General features: G+C 66.3%; 17 protein-coding genes. 12 read left to right on the top strand and 5 right to left on the bottom strand.

The genetic code is table 11. The features are described from left to right. Positions 1-4 precede the first annotated feature (4 nt). Both ACQR1X_RS04375 and ACQR1X_RS04370 read left to right on the top strand, forming a co-directional pair. Positions 5-1,912 carry an acyl-CoA synthetase gene (locus ACQR1X_RS04375; protein ID WP_434885361.1) on the top strand — a complete coding sequence of 636 codons (1,908 nt, stop codon included), beginning with the start codon at positions 5-7 and terminating at the stop codon, positions 1,910-1,912. Positions 1,913-2,035: 123 nt separating this feature from the next. Beyond that, positions 2,036-2,764 carry an outer membrane protein gene (locus ACQR1X_RS04370; protein WP_434893263.1) on the top strand — a complete coding sequence of 243 codons (729 nt, stop codon included), beginning with the start codon at positions 2,036-2,038 and terminating at the stop codon, positions 2,762-2,764. 57 nt (positions 2,765-2,821) lie between these two features. Here ACQR1X_RS04370 and ACQR1X_RS04365 read toward each other — a convergent pair whose 3' ends face one another. After that, positions 2,822-3,760 carry a glycerophosphodiester phosphodiesterase gene (locus tag ACQR1X_RS04365; protein ID WP_315800608.1) on the bottom strand — a complete coding sequence of 313 codons (939 nt, stop codon included), beginning with the start codon at positions 3,758-3,760 and terminating at the stop codon, positions 2,822-2,824. Between the two features lie 275 nt (positions 3,761-4,035). Here ACQR1X_RS04365 and ACQR1X_RS04360 point away from each other — a divergent pair, with 275 nt between their 5' ends. Beyond that, on the top strand, positions 4,036-5,334 hold the full coding sequence (locus ACQR1X_RS04360; protein WP_434888183.1) for a flavin-dependent oxidoreductase: 1,299 nt from the start codon (positions 4,036-4,038) through the stop codon (positions 5,332-5,334). Positions 5,335-5,406: 72 nt separating this feature from the next. Next, on the top strand, positions 5,407-6,528 hold the full coding sequence (locus ACQR1X_RS04355) for a glycoside hydrolase family 3 N-terminal domain-containing protein (RefSeq protein ID WP_316182897.1): 1,122 nt from the start codon (positions 5,407-5,409) through the stop codon (positions 6,526-6,528). Positions 6,529-6,805: 277 nt separating this feature from the next. On the opposite strand, the gene secA is transcribed toward ACQR1X_RS04355, so the two are convergent. Further along, positions 6,806-9,658 carry a preprotein translocase subunit SecA gene (gene secA, locus ACQR1X_RS04350; RefSeq protein ID WP_434846549.1) on the bottom strand — a complete coding sequence of 951 codons (2,853 nt, stop codon included), beginning with the start codon at positions 9,656-9,658 and terminating at the stop codon, positions 6,806-6,808. Positions 9,659-10,050: 392 nt separating this feature from the next. On the opposite strand from secA, the gene ACQR1X_RS04345 reads away from it, so the two are divergent. Together ACQR1X_RS04345 and argJ are read left to right on the top strand one after the other, a co-directional pair. Next, positions 10,051-10,968 carry a peptidylprolyl isomerase gene (locus ACQR1X_RS04345; RefSeq protein ID WP_316216846.1) on the top strand — a complete coding sequence of 306 codons (918 nt, stop codon included), beginning with the start codon at positions 10,051-10,053 and terminating at the stop codon, positions 10,966-10,968. Positions 10,969-11,220: 252 nt separating this feature from the next. Further along, positions 11,221-12,462, top strand: a complete 1,242-nt coding sequence (gene argJ / locus ACQR1X_RS04340; RefSeq protein ID WP_434846550.1) for a bifunctional glutamate N-acetyltransferase/amino-acid acetyltransferase ArgJ — start codon at positions 11,221-11,223, stop codon at positions 12,460-12,462. 63 nt (positions 12,463-12,525) lie between these two features. On the opposite strand, the gene ACQR1X_RS04335 is transcribed toward argJ, so the two are convergent. Further along, positions 12,526-13,854 (bottom strand): TadE/TadG family type IV pilus assembly protein, encoded by a 1,329-nt coding sequence (locus ACQR1X_RS04335; RefSeq protein WP_434898405.1) that lies wholly within the window; start codon positions 13,852-13,854, stop codon positions 12,526-12,528. 180 nt (positions 13,855-14,034) lie between these two features. Here ACQR1X_RS04335 and ACQR1X_RS04330 point away from each other — a divergent pair, with 180 nt between their 5' ends. After that, positions 14,035-14,445 (top strand): (deoxy)nucleoside triphosphate pyrophosphohydrolase, encoded by a 411-nt coding sequence (locus tag ACQR1X_RS04330; RefSeq protein ID WP_315800615.1) that lies wholly within the window; start codon positions 14,035-14,037, stop codon positions 14,443-14,445. 117 nt (positions 14,446-14,562) lie between these two features. On the opposite strand, the gene ACQR1X_RS04325 is transcribed toward ACQR1X_RS04330, so the two are convergent. Beyond that, positions 14,563-15,420, bottom strand: coding sequence for a methyltransferase domain-containing protein (locus ACQR1X_RS04325; protein ID WP_434898404.1), 858 nt, complete (start codon positions 15,418-15,420; stop codon positions 14,563-14,565). Positions 15,421-15,498: 78 nt separating this feature from the next. Between ACQR1X_RS04325 and ACQR1X_RS04320 the strand changes: the two genes are divergently transcribed. The 5 genes from ACQR1X_RS04320 to ACQR1X_RS04300 all read left to right on the top strand — a co-directional run bounded on the left by ACQR1X_RS04320 (position 15,499) and on the right by ACQR1X_RS04300 (position 18,591). Continuing rightward, positions 15,499-16,302, top strand: coding sequence for a ComF family protein (locus ACQR1X_RS04320; protein WP_434898403.1), 804 nt, complete (start codon positions 15,499-15,501; stop codon positions 16,300-16,302). Between the two features lie 29 nt (positions 16,303-16,331). Further along, the gene (grxC, locus tag ACQR1X_RS04315; protein WP_434890410.1) at positions 16,332-16,607 is read left to right on the top strand and encodes a glutaredoxin 3; all 276 of its coding nucleotides are present in this window, start codon (positions 16,332-16,334) and stop codon (positions 16,605-16,607) included. Continuing rightward, positions 16,604-17,482 (top strand): carbon-nitrogen hydrolase family protein, encoded by an 879-nt coding sequence (locus tag ACQR1X_RS04310; protein WP_316182888.1) that lies wholly within the window; start codon positions 16,604-16,606, stop codon positions 17,480-17,482. The genes grxC and ACQR1X_RS04310 overlap by 4 nt, the downstream gene beginning before the upstream one ends. After that, entirely contained in the window at positions 17,479-17,967 is a 489-nt protein-coding gene (locus ACQR1X_RS04305; RefSeq protein ID WP_316182887.1) for a DUF1178 family protein, read from the top strand. Before ACQR1X_RS04310 ends, ACQR1X_RS04305 begins: the two co-directional genes overlap by 4 nt. A gap of 186 nt (positions 17,968-18,153) precedes the next feature. Then, on the top strand, positions 18,154-18,591 hold the full coding sequence (locus ACQR1X_RS04300; RefSeq protein WP_316216851.1) for an EamA family transporter: 438 nt from the start codon (positions 18,154-18,156) through the stop codon (positions 18,589-18,591). On the opposite strand, the gene ACQR1X_RS04295 is transcribed toward ACQR1X_RS04300, so the two are convergent. Then, positions 18,592-19,491: an EamA family transporter gene (locus ACQR1X_RS04295; protein ID WP_315800622.1), complete on the bottom strand. Its 900-nt coding sequence runs from the start codon at positions 19,489-19,491 to the stop codon at positions 18,592-18,594. Positions 19,492-19,615: the final 124 nt, after the last annotated feature.

Raw genomic sequence — 19,615 nt, 5'->3', positions numbered from 1 at the left:
GGCCATGGGCATTCACCTGCTCGATCGCGCCATCGGCAGCGACTATCCGACATTCGCCAGCACGGCTGACATCCGAGCCTTCGAGCAGACGCCGTATGATGAACGCATCGCCGCGCGGAGCACCTATGAGGCGCTGAAATGCGGCGCGTCTGCCAATCCGGACGCGCCGGCGATCCAGTTTCTGCAGAATGCCGATCCCGCCGATACGCCGGTCGTGATCTCCTATCGCGACTTCGTCGCCAGGGTGACGCAGGCCGCGAACATGTTTCATGCGCTCGGCGTCGGCCCTGACGACGTCGTCAGCTTCATGCTGCCTCTGGTGCCGGACGCGTTCGTCACGCTGTTCGGCGCCGAGGCGGCCGGCATCGCCAACCCGGTCAATCCGCTGCTCGAGCCGCACCAGATCGCCGAGATTCTCGATGCCGCCAAGACCAAGGTGCTGGTGGCGCTCGGTCCCCTGCCCGGCACCGACATCTGGCAGAAGGTGGAGAAGGTGCGCGGCGGCCTCAAGCACCTCAAGGCGATCGTGCAGGTGCATGGCGGCGGCGGTGATCCTGCCAACGGCATTCATGCCTTCAACGATTTGATCGGGCCGCAGCCGAGCGATCATCTGGTCAGCGGCCGGCAGATCAAGGCGAGCGACACCGCCGCCTATTTCCACACCGGCGGCACCACCGGCACGCCGAAGCTGGTGCGCCACAGCCATGGCAATCAGGTCTATCAGGCCTGGGGCGTCAACCTGATCCTGAAGGCCAAGCCCGGCGGCACCCTGCTGTTCGGCATGCCGCTGTTTCACGTCGGGGGATCGCTGACCCAGGCGCTGCAGACGCTGTCGGCGGGCGGCTGCCTCGTCGTGCTCTCCGGCGCCGGCTGGCGCAATCCGAACGCGGTGCGCAACATCTGGGGCCTGGTCGAGCGCTTCAAGCCGGAGACGCTGTCGAGCGTGCCGACCGTGCTGGCGGCGACGCTCGCGGTGCCGCAGGGCGATGCCGACATCTCCAGCCTGCGCTACGCCGCAGGCGGCGGCTCGGCGATTCCGGTCGCGGTCGGACAGGCGATCATGGACAAGCTCAAGCTGCCGGTGATCGAAGTCTACGGCATGACCGAGACCGCGAGCGTGCACACCATGGCCTATCCGGACCAGCCGATCCGGCTCGGCTCGGTCGGCCTGCCCCTGCCCTACGCCAAGGTGCGGATCGTCAAGCTCGACGCCGATGGCCGTTACGAGCGCGATTGCGCACCGGATGAGATCGGAGTCGTCATCATGGCCGGGCCCGGCGTGTTCTCCGGCTATCTCGACGACGTCCACAACAAGGGCGCCTTCGTCGACGGCCATTGGGTGAACTCCGGCGATCTCGGCCGGCTCGATGCCGACGGCTTCCTGTGGATCACCGGCCGCGCCAAGGATCTCGTGATCCGCGGCGGCCACAACATCGATCCGGCGCCGATCGAGGAGATCCTGTTCCAGCATCCTTCGGTCGGCTTCGCCGCGGTGGTCGGCCAGCCCGACGCTTACGCCGGCGAGCTGCCGATCGGCTATGTCCAGCTCAAGCCCGGTGCTGCCGTGCAGCCGGGCGAGCTGGAGGACTGGGTGCGCGCGCGCACGCCGGAGCGCGCCGCAGTGCCGGTGCAGATCATCCCGATCGATCCGATGCCGGTGACCGGCGTCGGCAAGGTGTTCAAGCCGCAGCTGCGCTGGGACGCCGCGGCGCGCGTGTTCACCAAGGTGCTGTCGCAACTGACCGACCGCGGCATCGATTGCAGCGTCAAGGTCGGCGCCCATGGCAGCCACGGCAGCCTCGCCACGGTGACCTTGCGCAACGTGCCGGCGGAGAGCCGGGAGGCGATCGAGACCGAGGTGCACACGCTGCTGGCGCCGTTCGTGATCCGGCACGAGGTGGTGATGGGGTGAGCACCGGCAGAGCAAGAGCCCCAAGTGGGGGGCTCGGTAATTTTGCGGAATGTTGCGGTCGAACTACATGCAGTTCGACCGCTGCATGTTACCACCTCGGCGGGAAGCTGAGGAATTCTGGGAATGCTGAGAGTTCTGCTGGGTACGGCGGCGATTGCCTTCACCGCCTCGACTGTGTTCGCCGCCGATCTGCCGCTCAAGGCCAGCCGCCCGGCAGCTCCCATCAAGTTCACCTGGACCGGCTGTTTCGTCGGTGGCCATCTCGGCGGACTGGTCAGCGACGATCGGACGACGAATGATCTCGGCGTCTCAAGGGACTACGATGCCGCAGGCTTTGTCGGTGGCGGCCAGATCGGCTGCGACTACCAGTTTGCGCCCAACTGGGCGATCGGCGCCGAAGCCCGCGCTTCCTGGAGCACGCTGCGAACAAGTCATCCCGGCTCAGTGCGGAACCGCATCACCGGAGCGGTCCGCCCCTCGCAATTCATCACAACGAACGATGTCCTGGCTTCAGCAACGGTTCGGCTCGGCTACATCTATGGCGAGCGTTGGCTGGTCTATGCCCGCGGCGGTGCTGCATGGACCCGCGAGCGCAATGAGGACCCGTTCATCCTGCCGGCGGGAGATGCGGTCGATCCGAGCACGACGTCGACGCGGCCCGGCTGGACCGTCGGAGGCGGTGTCGAGTGGGCCTTTGCGCCGCATTGGTCGGCGAATGTCGAATACAACTACTATGACTTCGGCACCCGCGGCATCACGATGACCAACACGGCCCCGGTCGTCAACATCACCGGCTTCGAGGTCAGCGACCGCATGCACGCCGCAACGCTCGGCGTGAACTATCGATTCTGAGACCGCGGGCTCGCACGCACGGGATTTGTTGAGGCGGACGGCTGCCGCCGTCCGTTTCTACTTTGGCTCGCCGGGCGATGCCGCGGGCCATAAGACGCCCTTCTCGACCGCCACCTTGCGCAACAGATCCGGACGATCGGAGATGATGCCGTCGGCTCCGATATCGATCAGCCGCGCCATGTCCTCGGGCTTGTTGACCGTCCACACGACGGCTCGCAAGCCGAGCGCATGCGCCTCACTGATCAGCTCGGGCGTGACATCGGCGAAATAGGGCGACCACACCTTGCCGCCGGCCGCGCGGATTGTGCGCGGCAGCGAGCCGCCGTGATCGGCGGGGTTGAAGCCGGCAGTCCAATGCGTGGCCTGTGCGAGAGAGACGTTCGGCGACCTGCCGCGCTGGATCGTCAGATACACCGTCGGAATCTCGGGCGCACGCTGCTGCACCAGCTGCAGGGTGCGCCAGTCGAACGACTGGACCATGACGCGGTCGGTGAACGCCTCCGCCTTCAGCAGATCGAGCAGCAGCGTGACGAAGCGTTCCGGATCGGGCGCCTCCTCGGGATGATGGGGATCGAGCTTGGTCTCGATGTTGAGGCGCACATGCGTGTTGCCCGCGCTGCGCACCAGATCGATGAGCTGTTTCAGGGTCGGAATGCACGGCGGAGGAACATCACCCGACAAGGCCCGCTGCTCCGGAAACTGCCTGGCGTAGTCGCTGCCTGGACGGATCTGGCCGAGGTCGTAGGACTGCACCTCCGAGAGCGGCAGCTCGATCAGCAGCGGCCCGGGCTGAGCGACGTAGTTGCCGGCGGCATCGCGGGCGAGATCCGGATTGATGCGCCGCTCATGCGAGACCACGAGCACGCCATCGCGAGTGGCACCGATATCGAGCTCGAGCGTGTCGACACCCATTGCCAGCGCAGCGGCAAAGGCCTGCAGCGTGTTCTCCGGAAACAGACCGCGGCCGCCACGATGAGCCTCGATGTCGAAGGCCATGGCTAGGCTCCCAGCAAAAGAGAGAAGCAGGGACAGAGACAATACGAGACATCGGCGCCACATGGCGCCAGCCTATCATACCTGCACGGAGAGCCCATTCCCCTTGTCTCCGCGCGCCTTCTGAACTAGGCCTTTTCCCATCAGACCGGCAGACGATGCCTGTCGTGGATCGAGGGGAGGCGATTCCCGCGCGCGCTGCAGCGCCCGCGCCCCCATGCCCTTTGACCCTCCTTGCGAGCCTTGTTTTCCGAGTTCACGCGCGACGGACCATGCCCATGACCGACCTCCCTGTCATCATCGCCGGCGGCGGCATCGGCGGCCTGGCGACGGCGCTGACCCTGCAGCAGATCGGCGTGCCCTGCATCGTCCATGAAAGCGTGCGCGAGATGCGGCCGCTCGGCGTCGGCATCAATTTGCAGCCCAATGCGGTGCGCGAGCTCTACGACCTCGGCATCGGCGCTGCCGATCTCGACCAGGTCGGCGTCCCCGCGAAGGAATGGGCGCTGGTCGGGCTGAACGGCAACGACATCTATTCCGAGCCGCGCGGCCTGCTCGCCGGCTACGACTGGCCGCAATATGCCGTGCATCGCGGCAAGCTGCACATGCTGCTGTACAGCCGGCTGGTGGAGCGTGCCGGGCGCGACGCCGTGCGGCTCGGCAGCCGCGTCACTGGATATGACAAGAATGCCGATGGGTCGGTGATGGCCCGCGTCGAGCATGCCGACGGCTCGCGCTCCGAGCAGCGCGGGCGGCTCCTGATCGGCGCCGACGGCATCCACTCGGCGATCCGGGCGCAGATGCATCCCACGCAGCCGCCGATCCATTGGGGCGGCGCCGTGATGTGGCGCGGCGTCACCTGGGCGAAGCCGATGCGCACCGGCTCGTCCTTCGTCGGGCTGGGCACCCACCGCCATCGCGTCGTGGTCTATCCGATCTCGCATCCCGATCCGAAGACCGGACTGGCGCTGATCAACTGGATCGCGGAAGTGACGATGGACAACACCGAGGGCTGGAAGCAGACCGGCTGGTTCCGGCAGGTGCCGGTAGCTGAGTTCGCGCATCATTTCGCCGGCTGGACCTATGACTGGCTCGACGTGCCCGCGCTGATCGCCGGCGCCGACGGCGCCTACGAGAACCCGATGATCGACCGCGATCCGGTCTCGACCTGGGTCGACGGCCCCGTCGCGCTGATGGGTGACGCCGCGCACGCGATGTATCCGACCGGCTCCAACGGCGCCAGCCAGGCGATCGTGGACGCGCGCGTGCTCGGCGCCTGCCTGCTGGTGCATGGCGTGACGCCCGCCGCGCTCGCGGCCTATGACGAGAAACTGTGCGGCCCGATCTCGCAGGTCATCCTGCGCAACCGCGGCGCCGGACCGTTCGGCCTGCTCAATCTGGTGGACGAGCGTTGTGGCGGGACGTTCACCGATATCGATGACGTGATCCCGCCGGCCGAACGCGACGCGTTCATGGCCGGCTACAAGAAGGCGGCCGGCTTTGCGATCGAGCAGCTGAACGCGGCGCCGCGGACGATTGCGGAAGGGGCAAGGGTCGGCGGTCTGGCGACGATCTGAGTCCTGCGGTCAGCGACGTGATCTGAACCGGTGAACCTGAGTCGCCGAAACAGCCGCCAAGCGGGGATCGCCATGCTCCGACGATTTGGTCGACGGTCCCTGGCGGCCGCATTCCTGACGCTGACGGGTCAGACCGGCCTTGCTGCCGACTGCAGCAAGAGACCGGCAACCGCGCAACTGGTCGGCCCGATGATCATGGCCGGTTTCTTCGGGACCAAGACATCGGATCCGGGATTTCAGCAAGTCCTGTCCGATCTCGAGGAGGGGCTGATCGGCGGCGTCGTCATCCTCGGCCGCAACGTCGGAACATCGGACGATCTCACCGCGATGATCGACCGGATCCGATCATGCAAATGCGCGTCTCCTCCGTTCATCGCCATCGACGATGAAGGAGGTACGGTCGAGCGGCTCGGATCGAATGTCGGCCTTGCGGAAACACCGTCGGCCGCAGAGGTCGCTCGCGGCTCCATCACGGCGGCGCGAAGCGCTTACACCGCGCTCGCCGAGAAGCTCGCGACGCTGCACATCAACATAAATCTCGCGCCGGTGGTGGACCTCAACACCAACCCGTCGAACCCGGTCATCGGGCAGCGGCAACGCAGCTATGGCGCCGACTCCGACGCCGTCGTGCGCTATGCGGCGGCGTTCATCCAGGCGCACCGAAAAAAAGGCATCCTGACGGTGCTCAAGCATTTTCCCGGGCATGGATCATCGACCGCCGACAGCCATGCCGGCATTGCCGACGTCACAACCACCTGGTCACCGGCAGAGTTGAAGCCGTACCGGCGGCTGATGAGGCGAGGGCTCGCCGGGGCGATCATGGTCGGACATCTGGCGAATTCCCGGCGATGGGGCGGCGTTGCCACCCAGAGCGACGGACATGCGATCGATCGCCTGCTGCGCCGCGACCTCGGCTACGACGGCGTGGTGATGACGGACGATCTCGCCATGAAAGCCATCCTCGATGCCAAGCCGCCGGCCGCCGCCGCCATCGACGCGGTCAAGGCGGGCGCGGATATCATCATGTTCACCAAATTGAGCGACGCGGATCAGACCTCCGACGTCGGCCGCGAGATCAATCGCGCGCTGACCGCCGCCGTCTGCTCCGGCGAGCTCAAGGCCGGCAACCTGCAACGCTCCGCCGCGCGCATCCGAAAGTGGACGTCGGGCTGGACGCAGCACGGCCGCTCGTAAGCACAGCATCACGCGCGCGTCGCCGTGCGCTGATCTCAGTCCCATGCTGCCAACAGGTGTGAGGCGGCATGCTGGAGCAAGCAGTGTGCCCAAGCACGCCGGCCTGTGGTTATGGATCCCGGCGTTCGCCGGGATGACGGCGGTGGGTTCGGCGCACAGCTCGATCAACAGCGTCATTGCGAGCGCTGCGAAGCAATCCAGAGTCGCGGGCGGGACTCTGGATTGCTTCGCTTCGCTCGCAACGACAATGGAGAGACTGCCGCGCGCAGACCCGCGCCTACGCGTACTTTCCGTGGCAGTGCTTGTACTTCTTGCCCGAGCCGCACGGGCAATCCTCGTTGCGGCCGATCTTGCCCCAGGTGGCGGGGTCGTTCGGGTTGCGCGCTTCGGCCGGGACCGGGGCTGCACCTGACGACGGCACGAGCGACACGTTGGCGAAGGCCATTTCGTCCTCGCCGGTGTTGGGATCCGCGTGGTGCGCCTGCATCGGCGGCAGCACCTGCTGCTGCTCCTCCGGCGGCACGATCTCGACACGCATCAGCTGCGCGGTGACGGCCTCGCGCAGATGCGCGATCATGGCCTCGAACAGCGTGAAGGCTTCCGACTTGTACTCCTGCAACGGATCGCGCTGGCCGTAGCCGCGCAAGCCGATGACCTGGCGCAGATGATCGAGCATCACCAGGTGCTCGCGCCAGAGATGGTCCAGCGTCTGCAAGAGGATCGTCTTCTCGACGTAGCGCATCACGTCGGGGCCCCATTGCGCAACCTTGGCGGCCATGCGCTCATCGGCGTGGGTCTCGATGCGCTTGAGCAGCTCCTCGTCGGCGATGCCCTCTTCCTTCGCCCATTCATCGACCGGCAGGTCGAGGTCGAGCACGCGCTTCAGCTCCTCCCTCAGGCCGGCGACGTCCCACTGCTCGGCATAGGCATGCTCGGGCACGTGCTTGCTGACGAGATCGTCGATGAAGGCATGGCGCATGTCGGTGATCGTTTCGACGACGCTCTCGTCCTGCATCAGCTCGACGCGCTGGTCGAAGATCACCTTGCGCTGGTCGTTCTGGACGTTGTCGAACTTCAGGAGGTTCTTGCGGATGTCGAAGTTGCGCGCCTCGACCTTCTGCTGCGCCTTCTCCAGCGCCTTGTTGATCCAGGGATGGATGATGGCTTCGCCTTCCTTCAGGCCGAGCCGGGTCAGCATGCTGTCGAGCCGGTCGGACCCGAAGATCCGCATCAAATCGTCTTCCAGCGACAGGAAGAACTTGGAGCGGCCGGGGTCGCCCTGGCGGCCTGAGCGGCCGCGCAACTGGTTGTCGATGCGGCGGGATTCGTGCCGCTCGGAACCGATGATGTAGAGGCCGCCGGGCTTGGTCACGGTCTTGGCAGGCTTCGAGCCCTTGGCCGGCTCGATCTCGACCGTCTCCTCGGCCTTCAACACGATCTCGCGGAAGCGGGCGATGTCGGCCTTGATCTGCTCGATCTTGGCGGCCTTCTCGGCCTCATCAGTAATGCCACCGGTCTCCTGCTGGATGCGCATCTCCAAGGAGCCACCGAGCTTGATGTCGGTGCCGCGGCCGGCCATGTTGGTCGCGATCGTGATCGCGCCGGGCACGCCGGCTTCCGCCACGATATAGGCTTCCTGCTCGTGGAAGCGCGCGTTCAGCACTGCGAACAGCTTGGCCGGCTTGCCGGCGCGGGCCGCAGCATAGAGCTTGTCGAGCGCGCGCTCGCTGCCGAAATCGATCTGCTTGTAGCCGTGCTGCTTGAGATAGGCGGCCAGCACCTCGGACTTCTCGATCGAGGCGGTGCCGACCAGCACCGGCTGCAGGCGCGAATTCGCTCGCTCGATCTCGGCGAGGATCGCGGCGTATTTCTCCTGCTGGGTGCGATAGACCTCGTCATCCTCGTCGAGACGCGCGACCGGCAGGTTGGTCGGGATCTCCAGCACCTCGAGCTTGTAGATGTCGAACAGCTCGTCGGCCTCGGTGGCGGCCGTGCCGGTCATGCCGGCGAGCTTGGCGTACATGCGGAAGTAGTTCTGGAAGGTGATCGAGGCCAGCGTCTGGTTCTCGGGCTGTACCGGCTGGTGCTCCTTGGCCTCGAGCGCCTGGTGCAGGCCTTCGGAATAGCGCCGGCCCGGCATCATGCGGCCGGTGAATTCGTCGATGATCACGACCTCGCCGTCGCGGACGATGTAGTCCTTGTCGCGGGTGAACAGCGTGTGTGCGCGCAGCGCCTGGTTGATGTGATGGACGACGGAGACGTTCTCGACGTCGTAGAGCGAGTCGCCCTTGAGCTGGCCGGCGTCACGCAGCAGGGTCTCGATCTTCTCCATGCCGGCTTCGGTGAGCGTCACCGTGCGCTGCTTCTCGTCGACCTCGTAGTCGGTCTTGTCGAGCTTCGGCACGAAGGTGTCGATGGTGTTGTAGAACTCGGAGCGATCGTCGAGCGGGCCGGAGATGATCAGCGGCGTGCGCGCCTCGTCGATCAGGATCGAGTCCACCTCGTCGACGATCGCGAAATAGTGCCCGCGCTGGACCATGTCCTCCAGCCGGTACTTCATGTTGTCGCGCAGGTAGTCGAAGCCGTATTCGTTGTTGGTGCCGTAGGTGATGTCGCAGGCATAGGCCGCCTTGCGCTCGGCATCGTCGAGGCCGTGCACGATCACGCCGGTGGTCAGGCCGAGGAAGCCGTAGATCTGGCTCATCCAGCCGGCGTCGCGGCGGGCGAGGTAGTCGTTCACCGTCACGACGTGGACGCCCTTGCCGGCCAGCGCATTGAGGTAGACCGCGAGGGTCGCCACCAGCGTCTTGCCTTCGCCGGTCTTCATCTCGGCGATGTCGCCCTCGTGCAGCACCATGCCGCCGATCAGCTGGACGTCGAAATGGCGCTGGCCGAGGGTGCGCTTGGAGGCCTCGCGGACGGTGGCGAAGGCCGGGACCAGGATATCGTCGAGGGTCTTGCCGTCGGCGAGCTGCGTCTTGAACTCCTCGGTGCGCGCCTTGAGCTGCTCGTCGGTCAGCTTGGCGAGCTCCGGCTCCAGCGCGTTGATGGCGTTGACACGGGACTGGTAGCCCTTGACGCGACGGTCGTTGGCGGAGCCGAATAGCTTACGGGCGAGCGCGCCGATCATTGCTGAAATCCTGCCTCTATGGGGTCTGCGTAGCAGCCGTAACTCGTGGTTTGGGTTTGCTGTTCCCGACGTGATGCACCGCAGCACCCGCGCCAGCCTCGACCTTCGGCGCCGGGCGGCGTCCGCCAGATGAGTGGGAGACAGGCAAACCAGGGTTCAACGGCCAAAAACGCAGCAAAATAAGCGCTATCGCCCTTGAAGCGACCGGGGAGAGATATGGCTGGGGGGGAACGTTGTCAACGGCGCCCGACGGCGGGCCGTCGCCGCCAACATGTCGCCGATTTCACGAAATTGACAGACTTTTCGCGTTGCCAAGGCCCGGCGATTGGGCGAGTGTCCCGGCCGCCCTGAGGCCTCCCCCTCGAGCCCCCTCTTCTCAACAAGGATTTTCCATGACCACGTCGTTCCCGGTTACGAAAACCGGCCTGCGCCTCGGCCTTGCCACCGCTCTCGCCGGAAGTCTCGCGTTGTCCCTGCTTGCCGCGCCCGCACGCGCCGCCGACGATGCCAACCCGGTGCTGGCCAAGGTGAACGGCGCCGAGATCCGCAAGAGCGACGTGACGCTCGCCGAGGAGGAGCTCGGACAGAGCCTCGCGCAGATGGATCCGGCGACCAAGGACGAGAACGTGCTGTCGTTCCTGATCGACATGAAGCTGGTCGCCAAGGCGGCCGAGGACAAGAAGGTCGCCGACACCGAGGAGTTCAAGAAGCGCCTCGCCTTCACCCGCAACCGCCTGCTGATGGACAGCCTGCTCGCCACCGAGGGCAAGGCCGCGACCACGCCGGACGCGATGAAGAAGGTCTATGAGGAAGCCGCCAAGCAGATCGGCGGCGAACAGGAGGTCCACGCCCGCCACATTCTGGTGGAGACCGAGGACGAGGCCAAGGCCGTCAAGGCCGAGCTCGCCAAGGGTGCCGATTTCGCCGAGCTCGCCAAGAAGAAGTCCAAGGATCCCGGCGCCTCGGACGGCGGCGACCTCGGCTTCTTCACCAAGGAGCAGATGGTGCCGGAATTCGCCAACGTCGCCTTCTCGCTGGAGCCGGGCAAGATCTCCGATCCGGTGAAGACCCAGTTCGGCTGGCACGTCATCAAGGTCGAGGAAAAGCGCAGCCGCAAGCCGCCGGAGTTCGACCAGGTCAAGGGCCAGATCGAGACCTACGTCACCCGCAAGGCGCAGGCCGACTACGTCGGCAAGCTGCGCGAGGCCGCCAAGATCGAGCGCCTGGACAAGCCGGCCGCGACCGACGCGGCCAAGCCGGCGGATGCCAAGCCCGCCGATGCGAAGCCGGCCGAGCCGGCGAAGAAGTAAGCGGCATCGCCACTTGGCTTGAGACGCGACATACTCACGTCATGAACAGCGTCGTCCCCGCGAACGCGGGGACCCATACCGCGTGATGCCTGAAACGGGCATGCGGCCGATACCGCGGATCACGACTAAATCCTGTGGTTATGGATCCCCGCGTTCGCGGGGATGACACCGTGGGAGTTGCAAGCCTCTCCCGTATCATTGGCTGAGATGATACAGAGCGCTTCCCGCTCATCCCTGCCGGAAGCCTCTCCGATGTCCTCAGCCGTCTCCCCGCTCGCCCCCACCGATGTCCCCGACATGCCCGCCGTCGCGGGCGTCAAGCTCGCGACTGCGGCGGCCGGCATCCGCTACAAGAACCGTACCGACGTGCTGCTGGCGCTGGTCGATCCCGGCACCACGGTGGCCGGCGTGTTCACGCTGTCGAAATGCCCGTCGGCGCCGGTCGAATGGTGCCGGGCCAAGCTGAAGGGCGGCAAGGCGCGCGCGCTGGTGGTGAACTCCGGCAACGCCAACGCCTTCACCGGCAAGACCGGCAAGCAGTCGACGGCGCTGACGGCGGCCATCGCCGCCAAGGCGGTCGGCTGCAAGCAGGACGAGATCTTCCTGGCCTCGACCGGCGTGATCGGCGAGCCGCTGGATGCGACCAAATTCGACGGCGTGCTCGAAGGGTTGGCCGGCACCGCGGCGCCTGAGGACTGGATGGGCGCGGCGCGCGCCATCATGACCACCGACACCTTCCCGAAGGTGGCGACCGCCACCGTGAAGCTCGGCAAGGCCAGGGTGACGATCAACGGCATGGCCAAGGGCGCCGGCATGATCGCGCCAGACATGGCGACAATGCTGTCGTTCATCTTCACTGATGCGCCGATCACGGCCCCCGCACTGCAGGCGCTGCTCAAGGCCGGCGTCGAGGACACCTTCAACGCGGTGACGATCGACGGCGATACCTCGACCTCCGACACCCTGCTCGCCTTCGCCACCGGCGCCGCCGCGGCGAAGGGCGCGCCGAAGATCAGCCGCGCCAGCGATCCGCGCGCCAAAGCATTCGTCAAGGCGTTCAACGCCGTGCTGGCCGACCTCGCCGAGCAGGTCGCGCGCGACGGCGAGGGCGCCCGCAAGCTGGTCGAGATCATCGTCGAGGGCGCCAAGAGCAAGCCGTCGGCGCGCAAGATCGCGATGTCGATCGCCAACTCGCCGCTGGTGAAGACCGCGATCGCCGGCGAGGACGCCAACTGGGGCCGCGTGGTGATGGCGGTCGGCAAGGCCGGCGAGCCGGCCGACCGCGACAAGCTCTCGATCTCGTTCAACGGCATCCGCGTCGCATCGAAGGGCGCGCGCGATCCGTCCTATGACGAGGCGGAAGTCTCCGAGGCGATGAAGGCGCAGAAGGTGCAGATCAAGGTCGCGCTCGGCCTCGGCAAGGGCCGCGACCGTGTGCTGACCTGCGACCTGACCAAGGAGTATGTCGCGATCAACGGCGACTACCGGTCCTGATTCCGCAACCGACCGCGGCAAGGAAGCGCGCAAATGCCGGCGCGCTTCCGGGGGGCGTGTTGATCAGCTCGCGATCCGTGCGTCGGCGACCGCCTTCTGGAACAGCGCCTTCATCGCCTCGGCGATGCCCTGGGTCGGCGAGACCTCGAAATAGAATCCGTCCGAGGCGCAGGCCTGCATCTTCTGCGCGATCTCGCTGTTCGGCGACGGACCGAACGGTCCTTTGTTGAAAGGATCGATCCAGCTCATGTACCAGCTGTTGGTCGGCAGCTGCAGATAGGTCGTGTAGAGCACCGCGATCTTGATGCCGCGGTTCTTGAGCGTGGTGCAGAGCGCCGGATTGATCGGCGACTGGCAGCGATTGCCGCTGGCCTTGGGCTTCAGGCAGGACGCGTTGCTCTCGTCCGCGACCCCGTCGGAGACGAAGAACAGGTATTTCAACGGCGAGCCGGTGGTGCCGTCGCCGGGCGTCGAGATTTCGTTGTTGATGGCCGGGAATACCGAGGTGAACGGCGTATCCTTGTCGGCGGTGTAGGCGTCATTGTTGCCGTAGACGCCCATCAGGTCGATGTTGCCCGCGGCGCTCTTGGCGCTGGACAGGCTCGACGACAGCGAAAACAGCGCCCGCAATCCGATCGTCTTCGACGCTGCGCCGAAATCGTAGATCGCCATGCGGAACTGGTTCGTATAGGTCTGCGTCTGCTGCGCCGTATCCATCAACTGCTGGGTGGCGTTGCGCAGCACGTCGATCCGGGTGGTGACGTTGAGCGTCTTGGCGAGGTTGTAGTAGTTGTTGGCGTCGTTGTAGTCGTGGCAGGCGAAGGCGCATTTGTCGGAGGTCGCATTGACCATCTTGGTCACGTCCGCCGGCGTCGCCGCCACGCCCATCGACGGCGAATTGTCGAGCAGCAGGTAGAAATCGATGTATCGCGGCATCGAGGCCTTGGCCGTCGACGAGCCCTGCAGGGTCATGGTCTTGAACCCGACGATGTTCATGAACATCATCGGCACGGTGGCCGAGAACGACACGGTGGCGGTCAGCACCGAGCCGGCCTTCTTCACCTCCGGCGTCAGACTGGTCAGCGTATAGCCCGACGTGCCGGACATGTTGCCGTTGAAGATCTTTGCCGCGTCGTCATTGCCGGCGGCAATCACGCCGTCCGAGGTCATCGTGCCCGCGGCGATGAAGGCCGGCGCGGTGCGGGACACTGCGCCGACCGAGGCAGCGTCGACCGCCGCCTGCAGCTTGGCGCGCATCTGGTTGGCGCGGCTGTAGTCGACGCCGCAGCCGACCGCGGTGATCAGCGGAACGCAGACGATCGCGAACGTCACTGCGACGTTGCCGCTGACGTCGCGGCGCAGGCGGCCGAGCAGGCTAGATAGAATTCGCATGAATGATGCCTAACAAACCATGAGGAGGCCACGGCGTTCACCCGTGAAAATACGCGGCCGGCCATTAAGGTTGGCTTATTTCAACCGTGGAAACGGGGCGCGAAACGGCCTAGGTTAAAATTCCCTCAACAGCGTGCCTGGTTCTCGGACCGGCGCATCCCTCTCGCAACCGATCGGATCATGCCCGACCTGAAACTCACGCTCGTCGTCGCCTGCGCGCTCGTCGACGCCGACAATCGTGTGCTGCTGGCGCAGCGGCCGCCCGGCAAGACGCTCGCGGGACTCTGGGAGTTTCCCGGCGGCAAGCTCGAGCCGGGTGAGCGCCCCGAAGCGAGCCTGATCCGCGAACTCGACGAGGAGCTCGGCATCACCGTGCGCGAGGCCTGCCTCGCGCCGCTGACCTTTGCCAGCCACGCCTATGAGACGTTCCATCTGTTGATGCCGCTCTACATCTGCCGGCGCTGGGAAGGCCTGGTGACCGCGCGCGAGGGCCAGCAACTGGCCTGGGTGCGGCCGAACAAGCTGCGCGACTATCCGATGCCGCCCGCGGACATTCCGCTGCTGCCGCATCTGATTGATTTATTGATGTAGCTGGGACGGCGCCCAACCTCACTCGTCATGCGCGGACTTGATCCGCGCATCCATCCTCTTCCGAAGACTCTCGAAGAGGATGGATCGCCGGGTCAAGCCCGGCGATGACGAGTCTGCTTACTCGCGATCACCGGCTCCCTGGCTCCGCTTCACCGCCGCTTCCAGGCTGGCGGTCGCCGATCCCGGCTTTAGCGGCTTCTGCTGGCTTTCGTGCGGAGCCCAGCCGGACAGCCAGACGATATCGAAGGTGGCGCGGATGCGGCCGTCGGGATCGGCGAAGCGCTCGGCATAGATTTCGGCCATCCGCAGCAAGGTCGCACGACGCAGCGGCGTGCGGCGGCGCTCGACCAGGCTGTTGGTCGCGCCCATGCGGCGGAGATCCTGCATCAGGCCGAACGCACTGGCATAGCGCACCACGACCCGGTCGACGTCGGTGACCGGCAGAGCAAAGCCGGCACGCTGCAACAGACCGCCGACATCGCGCAGATCGGCGAACGGGACGACACGCGGCGACACACCGCCCTCGCATTCGGCCTCGGCGGCCGCGAAGGATTGCCGGAGCTCGGTCAGCGTATCGCCGCCGATCATCGCCGCAAGCAGCAGACCATCTGGGCGCAAGGCCCGGCGAACCTGCACCAGCAGGCCGGGCAGGTCATTGACGAATTGGAACGCCAGCGCCGACAGCGCCAGATCGAGCGATTGCGGCGCCAGCGGCAGCGTCTCATCCGCCGTGGCGGGCGCCGCCAGATGGGCCAGTTGCGCAACGCCGCCTGTGAGATGTGGCGCCAAACCGGCGCCGGGCGTCCAGATATCGGCGGCCGCATCGAACGACCGGTTCACCGCGGCGAGGCGGTCCGCGATGTCCTCGGCGACGCGCTCCAGCAGGAACGTCTCGGGCGCGCCCGCAGCCCGCCGCTGCCGCTGCGCAAGCAGGGGACGGTCGAACAGAATGGGAGCTGTCGCGGGCTGGGTCATCGGGGCTGGTTACGCCGATCCTGGTGGCCGGGCAATGCGCCGCTTGAGCGGCGCGGGTTGCGACGCTAGCCTCAACACATGGGCGTGACGTTTGCTCCAATCAGCGTCGGACGACTTCGTACAGCCGTAGGCGCGCTGCACGGCGGTCTCGCGCATGTCGCGAAGCTCGCACTCGACGTCGCGCTCCCCACACTGTGCATCGCCTGTCGCGAGCCGGTCGACGGCGAGGGCGTCTGTGCCGCCTGCTGGGGCAAGCTGTCGTTCATCGAGCGGCCGTATTGCCCGAAGCTCGGCATCCCCTTCGTCTACGATCCCGGCCCCGAGCTGCTGTCGATGGAAGCGATCGCGGCGCCGCCGGCTTACGCCCGCGCACGCGCGGCGGTGCGCTATGACGAGGTCGCACGCACCCTGGTGCATCAGCTGAAATATCAGGATCGCACCGATCTGGCGCCGATCATGGGACGCTGGATGGCCCGCGCCGGCCGTGAGCTGCTGGCCGAAGCCGACCTCGTGGTCCCCGTGCCCCTGCATTGGCGGCGCGGCTTTTCCCGCCGCTATAACCAGTCCGGCGCCCTTGCCCGGGTGGTCGCCCGCTGTAGCCGCGTCCGAATGAGCGGCGATACGCTGCGCCGTGTCCGCGCCACCGAGCAGCAGGTCGGCTTGTCGCGCGCCCAGCGCGCCAGCAATGTGCAGGGCGCATTCCAGGTATCTTCAGACCGCCTGCATGAGGTGCAGGGGCGCCGCATCGTGATCGTCGACGACGTGCTGACCACCGGCGCGACGGTGGAGGCCTGCGCCCGCGCGCTGCTGCGCGCCAAGGCGGCCGAGGTCAGCGTGCTGGTCTTCGCCCGGGTTGTCGATGCCCCCCGGGCTCCCATATAATCTATTGTTCTGAAACAGCTGAGCGCGACATGACCGCTGCGATCGAAATCTATACCCGTCCGGGGTGCGGCTACTGCACCGCGGCCAAATCGCTCCTGACCCGCAAGAACGTTGCCTTTACCGAGCACGACGCGGGCAGGGATCCGACGGTTCGGCAGAAGATGTATGATCGTGTCGGCCCGGGCTCGACCTTTCCGCAGATCTTCATCGGCCAGACCCATGTCGGCGGCTGCGACGATCTCTATGCGCTCGATCGCGAGGGCAGGCTCGACGCCATGCTGGCGGGAGACAAGGCGACATCATGAGCAACGACCGCAGCTTTACCGCCGCCATGGTGCAGATGCGCACCTCGCTCCTGCCCGAGCCGAGCCTCGAGCAGGGCACAAGGCTGATCCGGGAAGCGGTGGCGCAGGGCGCGGAGTACGTCCAGACGCCGGAAGTGAGCAACATGATGCAGCTCAACCGGACGGCGCTGTTCGAGCAGCTCAAGAGCGAGGCGGACGATCCCTCTCTCAAGGCCTATCAGGCGCTCGCGAAGGAGCTGGGCATCCATCTGCACATCGGATCGCTGGCGCTGCGCTTCTCGGCAGACAAGGCCGTGAACCGCTCGTTCCTGATCGGGCCCGACGGCAACGTGCTGGCGAGCTACGACAAGATCCACATGTTCGACATCGACCTGCCGGGCGGCGAGAGCTATCGCGAGTCCGCCAATTATCAGCCGGGCGAGACGGCCGTGATCTCGGATCTGCCCTGGGGCCGTCTGGGGCTGACGATCTGCTACGACGTGCGCTTCCCGGCGCTGTATCGCGCGCTGGCCGAGAGCGGCGCCTCGTTCATCAGCGTGCCCTCAGCGTTCACCCGCAAGACCGGCGAGGCGCACTGGCACACGCTGCTGCGCGCCCGGGCCATCGAGACCGGCTGCTTCGTGTTCGCCGCCGCCCAATGCGGCGTGCACGAGAACAAGCGCGAGACCTTCGGGCATTCGCTGATCATCGATCCCTGGGGCGAGATCCTCGCGGAGGGCGGCGTCGAGCCCGGCGTCATCATGGCGCGGATCGATCCCGCGCGGGTCGAGAGCGTGCGCCAGACCATTCCTTCGCTGCAGCACGGCCGCCGGTTCGGCATCGCCGACCCCAACGCGGGTCCGGACTATCTGCACCTGGTGCGGGGCTCGGCATGATTCGCTACGCGCTGCGCTGCGAGCGTGACCACACGTTCGAAAGCTGGTTCCAGAGTTCCTCGGCCTACGATTCGCAGGTGAAGCGCAAGCTGGTGGAATGCCCGGCCTGCGGCTCGACCAAGATCGAGAAGGCGATCATGGCGCCGCGCATCGTCAGCAAGAAGGGCCGCGACGCGGCGCCCGTGCCTGCCGCGCCTGCTCCGGTACCGACGCCCGCCCAGGAGGTCATTCCGCCCGGATCGACGTCGCTGATGATGGCGCAGGAGCGCGAGCTGCGCGCCAAGCTCAAGGAGCTGCGCGACCACATCGTCAAGAACGCCGACGATGTCGGCGAGCGTTTCCCGACGGAGGCGCGCAAGATGCATTACGGCGAGACCGAGCACCGGCCGATCTATGGCGAGGCTTCGCTCGACGAGGCCCGCGAGCTGATCGAGGAAGGCATCGAGGTCGCGCCGATCCCGGTGCTGCCGGACGATCGGAATTGACGGGCTCGGCGCGTTCTTCGGCGAAAGCCTGCCAGTGATGCGCGCACGATCTCGGCAACCTCTCCGTCATTGCGAGCGCAGCGAAGCAATCCAGAGTCCCACCCACAGCCCTGGATTGTTTCGCTGCGCTCGCAATGACGGTTGAGACATGTTGGCCCACACTGCGACCTGCCCCCGGAGATGACGATGTTCCCCCTCTCCTCCTCCTGGCAGCTCTGGGCGTTGTTGTCGGCGCTGTTCGCCGCGCTGACCGCGATCTTCGCCAAGGTCGGCGTCGAGGGGCTCAACTCCGATCTCGCCACGCTGATCCGCACCGCGATCGTGCTGGTGACGCTGGCGCTGATCCTGTTCGCGACCGGCCAGCTGACGAGCCCCGGCCCGATCTCGATGAAGAGCTGGCTCTTCCTGACGCTGTCGGCGCTCGGCACCGGCGCCTCGTGGCTGTGCTATTTCCGCGCCCTGAAGCTCGGGCCGGCGACGCTGGTCGCGCCGATCGACAAGCTCAGCGTCGTGCTGGTCGCCTTGTTCGGGGCCGTGTTTCTCGGCGAGCGACCGAGTCCCCAGGGCTGGATCGGCATCGCGCTGATCGCGGCCGGTGCCGTGCTGATCGCGCTCAAGGGTTGACTACACCGCGATCAGCAGCGCCACCCCGGCGACGATCAGCGCGATGCCGCCGATCTCGCGCAGCGAAACCGGCTGCTTGAACGAGTAGTACGACACGCCTTGCGCGAACAGCACCTCGATCAGCGCCAGCGTGCGGACATTGGCGGCCGCGGTCAGCGCAAACGCCAGGAACCAGAATTGCGACGCGAAGGCGCCGACGAAGCCGGCCATCATCGACGGCCGCCACAGCGACAGGATCCCGCGCAGGATGCCGGGGGCGCGCGCCAGCAGATAGACGGTGAGGAGCGCCGTCTGCACGAACAGGCCCCAGACCAGCGTGTAGGACGCCGCCGTGACGAAGGAGACGCCGTCGACGGTGATGATGGCACCGCGGAAGCCGACGGCCGACAAGGCGAACGCGGCGGCTGCGACCAGTCCGGTCACCGTCGGCTTCAATTCTGCGAAGCCCTTCTCGCCACCGGGACGCAGCGCGGTGATAACGACGCCGATGGTAGCGATCAGGATGGCGACCAGCTTCGGCAGCGAGAGCGGATCACCGAGGAAGATGAAGCCGAAGATCGCGGTCTGGATCGCCTCGGTCTTCAGATAGGCGGTGGTGACGACGAACGAGCGATCGGTCATCGCCAGCAGCATCAGCCCGGTGGCGATGATCTGGCTGAGCGCGCCGAGCAGCAGCCACGGCCAGAACACAGCAGGCGGCCATGGCAGATGGTCGCCGGTGGCCAGCAGCACCACGGTCAGGAACACCAGCGAGAACGGAAAGCCGAACAGGAAGCGGATATTGGTCGCACCCCAGGTGCCGAGCTTCGCCGTCAGCGACCGCTGCATCGCATTGCGCGCGACCTGGCCGGCGGCGGCGACCAGGGTGAAGGGAATCCAGAGGGAGGCGATGGAGAGCATGGGGAGGTGACTTTACGGCGGTGAGGACTGCACCGTGGCGAGGGCCGCACGCGGGGTCAACAGCGCATGCGGCATTTCAGCCGCATGTCAGGATTGCAGCTCTCGCTCGAAGCGCCCGCATCTT

The sequence above is a fragment of the Bradyrhizobium sp. HKCCYLRH3073 genome (genome assembly GCF_051167995.1).
In the GTDB taxonomy this organism is placed as follows: Bacteria; Pseudomonadota; Alphaproteobacteria; order Rhizobiales; family Xanthobacteraceae; genus Bradyrhizobium.
This window is presented reverse-complemented; position numbering and strand designations above follow the sequence as displayed.

Bases quoted from the DNA above. Each gene is read 5' to 3' on its own strand.
- ACQR1X_RS04325 (WP_434898404.1), bottom strand. From the start codon at position 15,420: ATGACCCAGCCCGCGACAGCTCCCATTCTGTTCGACCGTCCCCTGCTT.
- ACQR1X_RS04305 (WP_316182887.1), top strand. From the start codon at position 17,479: ATGATTCGCTACGCGCTGCGCTGCGAGCGTGACCACACGTTCGAAAGC.
- argJ (WP_434846550.1), top strand. From the start codon at position 11,221: ATGTCCTCAGCCGTCTCCCCGCTCGCCCCCACCGATGTCCCCGACATG.
- grxC (WP_434890410.1), top strand. From the start codon at position 16,332: ATGACCGCTGCGATCGAAATCTATACCCGTCCGGGGTGCGGCTACTGC.
- ACQR1X_RS04310 (WP_316182888.1), top strand. From the start codon at position 16,604: ATGAGCAACGACCGCAGCTTTACCGCCGCCATGGTGCAGATGCGCACC.
- ACQR1X_RS04355 (WP_316182897.1), top strand. From the start codon at position 5,407: ATGCTCCGACGATTTGGTCGACGGTCCCTGGCGGCCGCATTCCTGACG.
- ACQR1X_RS04370 (WP_434893263.1), top strand. From the start codon at position 2,036: ATGCTGAGAGTTCTGCTGGGTACGGCGGCGATTGCCTTCACCGCCTCG.
- ACQR1X_RS04335 (WP_434898405.1), bottom strand. From the start codon at position 13,854: ATGCGAATTCTATCTAGCCTGCTCGGCCGCCTGCGCCGCGACGTCAGC.
- secA (WP_434846549.1), bottom strand. From the start codon at position 9,658: ATGATCGGCGCGCTCGCCCGTAAGCTATTCGGCTCCGCCAACGACCGT.
- ACQR1X_RS04300 (WP_316216851.1), top strand. From the start codon at position 18,154: ATGTTCCCCCTCTCCTCCTCCTGGCAGCTCTGGGCGTTGTTGTCGGCG.
- ACQR1X_RS04365 (WP_315800608.1), bottom strand. From the start codon at position 3,760: ATGGCCTTCGACATCGAGGCTCATCGTGGCGGCCGCGGTCTGTTTCCG.
- ACQR1X_RS04375 (WP_434885361.1), top strand. From the start codon at position 5: ATGGGCATTCACCTGCTCGATCGCGCCATCGGCAGCGACTATCCGACA.
- ACQR1X_RS04360 (WP_434888183.1), top strand. From the start codon at position 4,036: ATGACCGACCTCCCTGTCATCATCGCCGGCGGCGGCATCGGCGGCCTG.
- ACQR1X_RS04295 (WP_315800622.1), bottom strand. From the start codon at position 19,491: ATGCTCTCCATCGCCTCCCTCTGGATTCCCTTCACCCTGGTCGCCGCC.
- ACQR1X_RS04320 (WP_434898403.1), top strand. From the start codon at position 15,499: ATGGGCGTGACGTTTGCTCCAATCAGCGTCGGACGACTTCGTACAGCC.
- ACQR1X_RS04345 (WP_316216846.1), top strand. From the start codon at position 10,051: ATGACCACGTCGTTCCCGGTTACGAAAACCGGCCTGCGCCTCGGCCTT.
- ACQR1X_RS04330 (WP_315800615.1), top strand. From the start codon at position 14,035: ATGCCCGACCTGAAACTCACGCTCGTCGTCGCCTGCGCGCTCGTCGAC.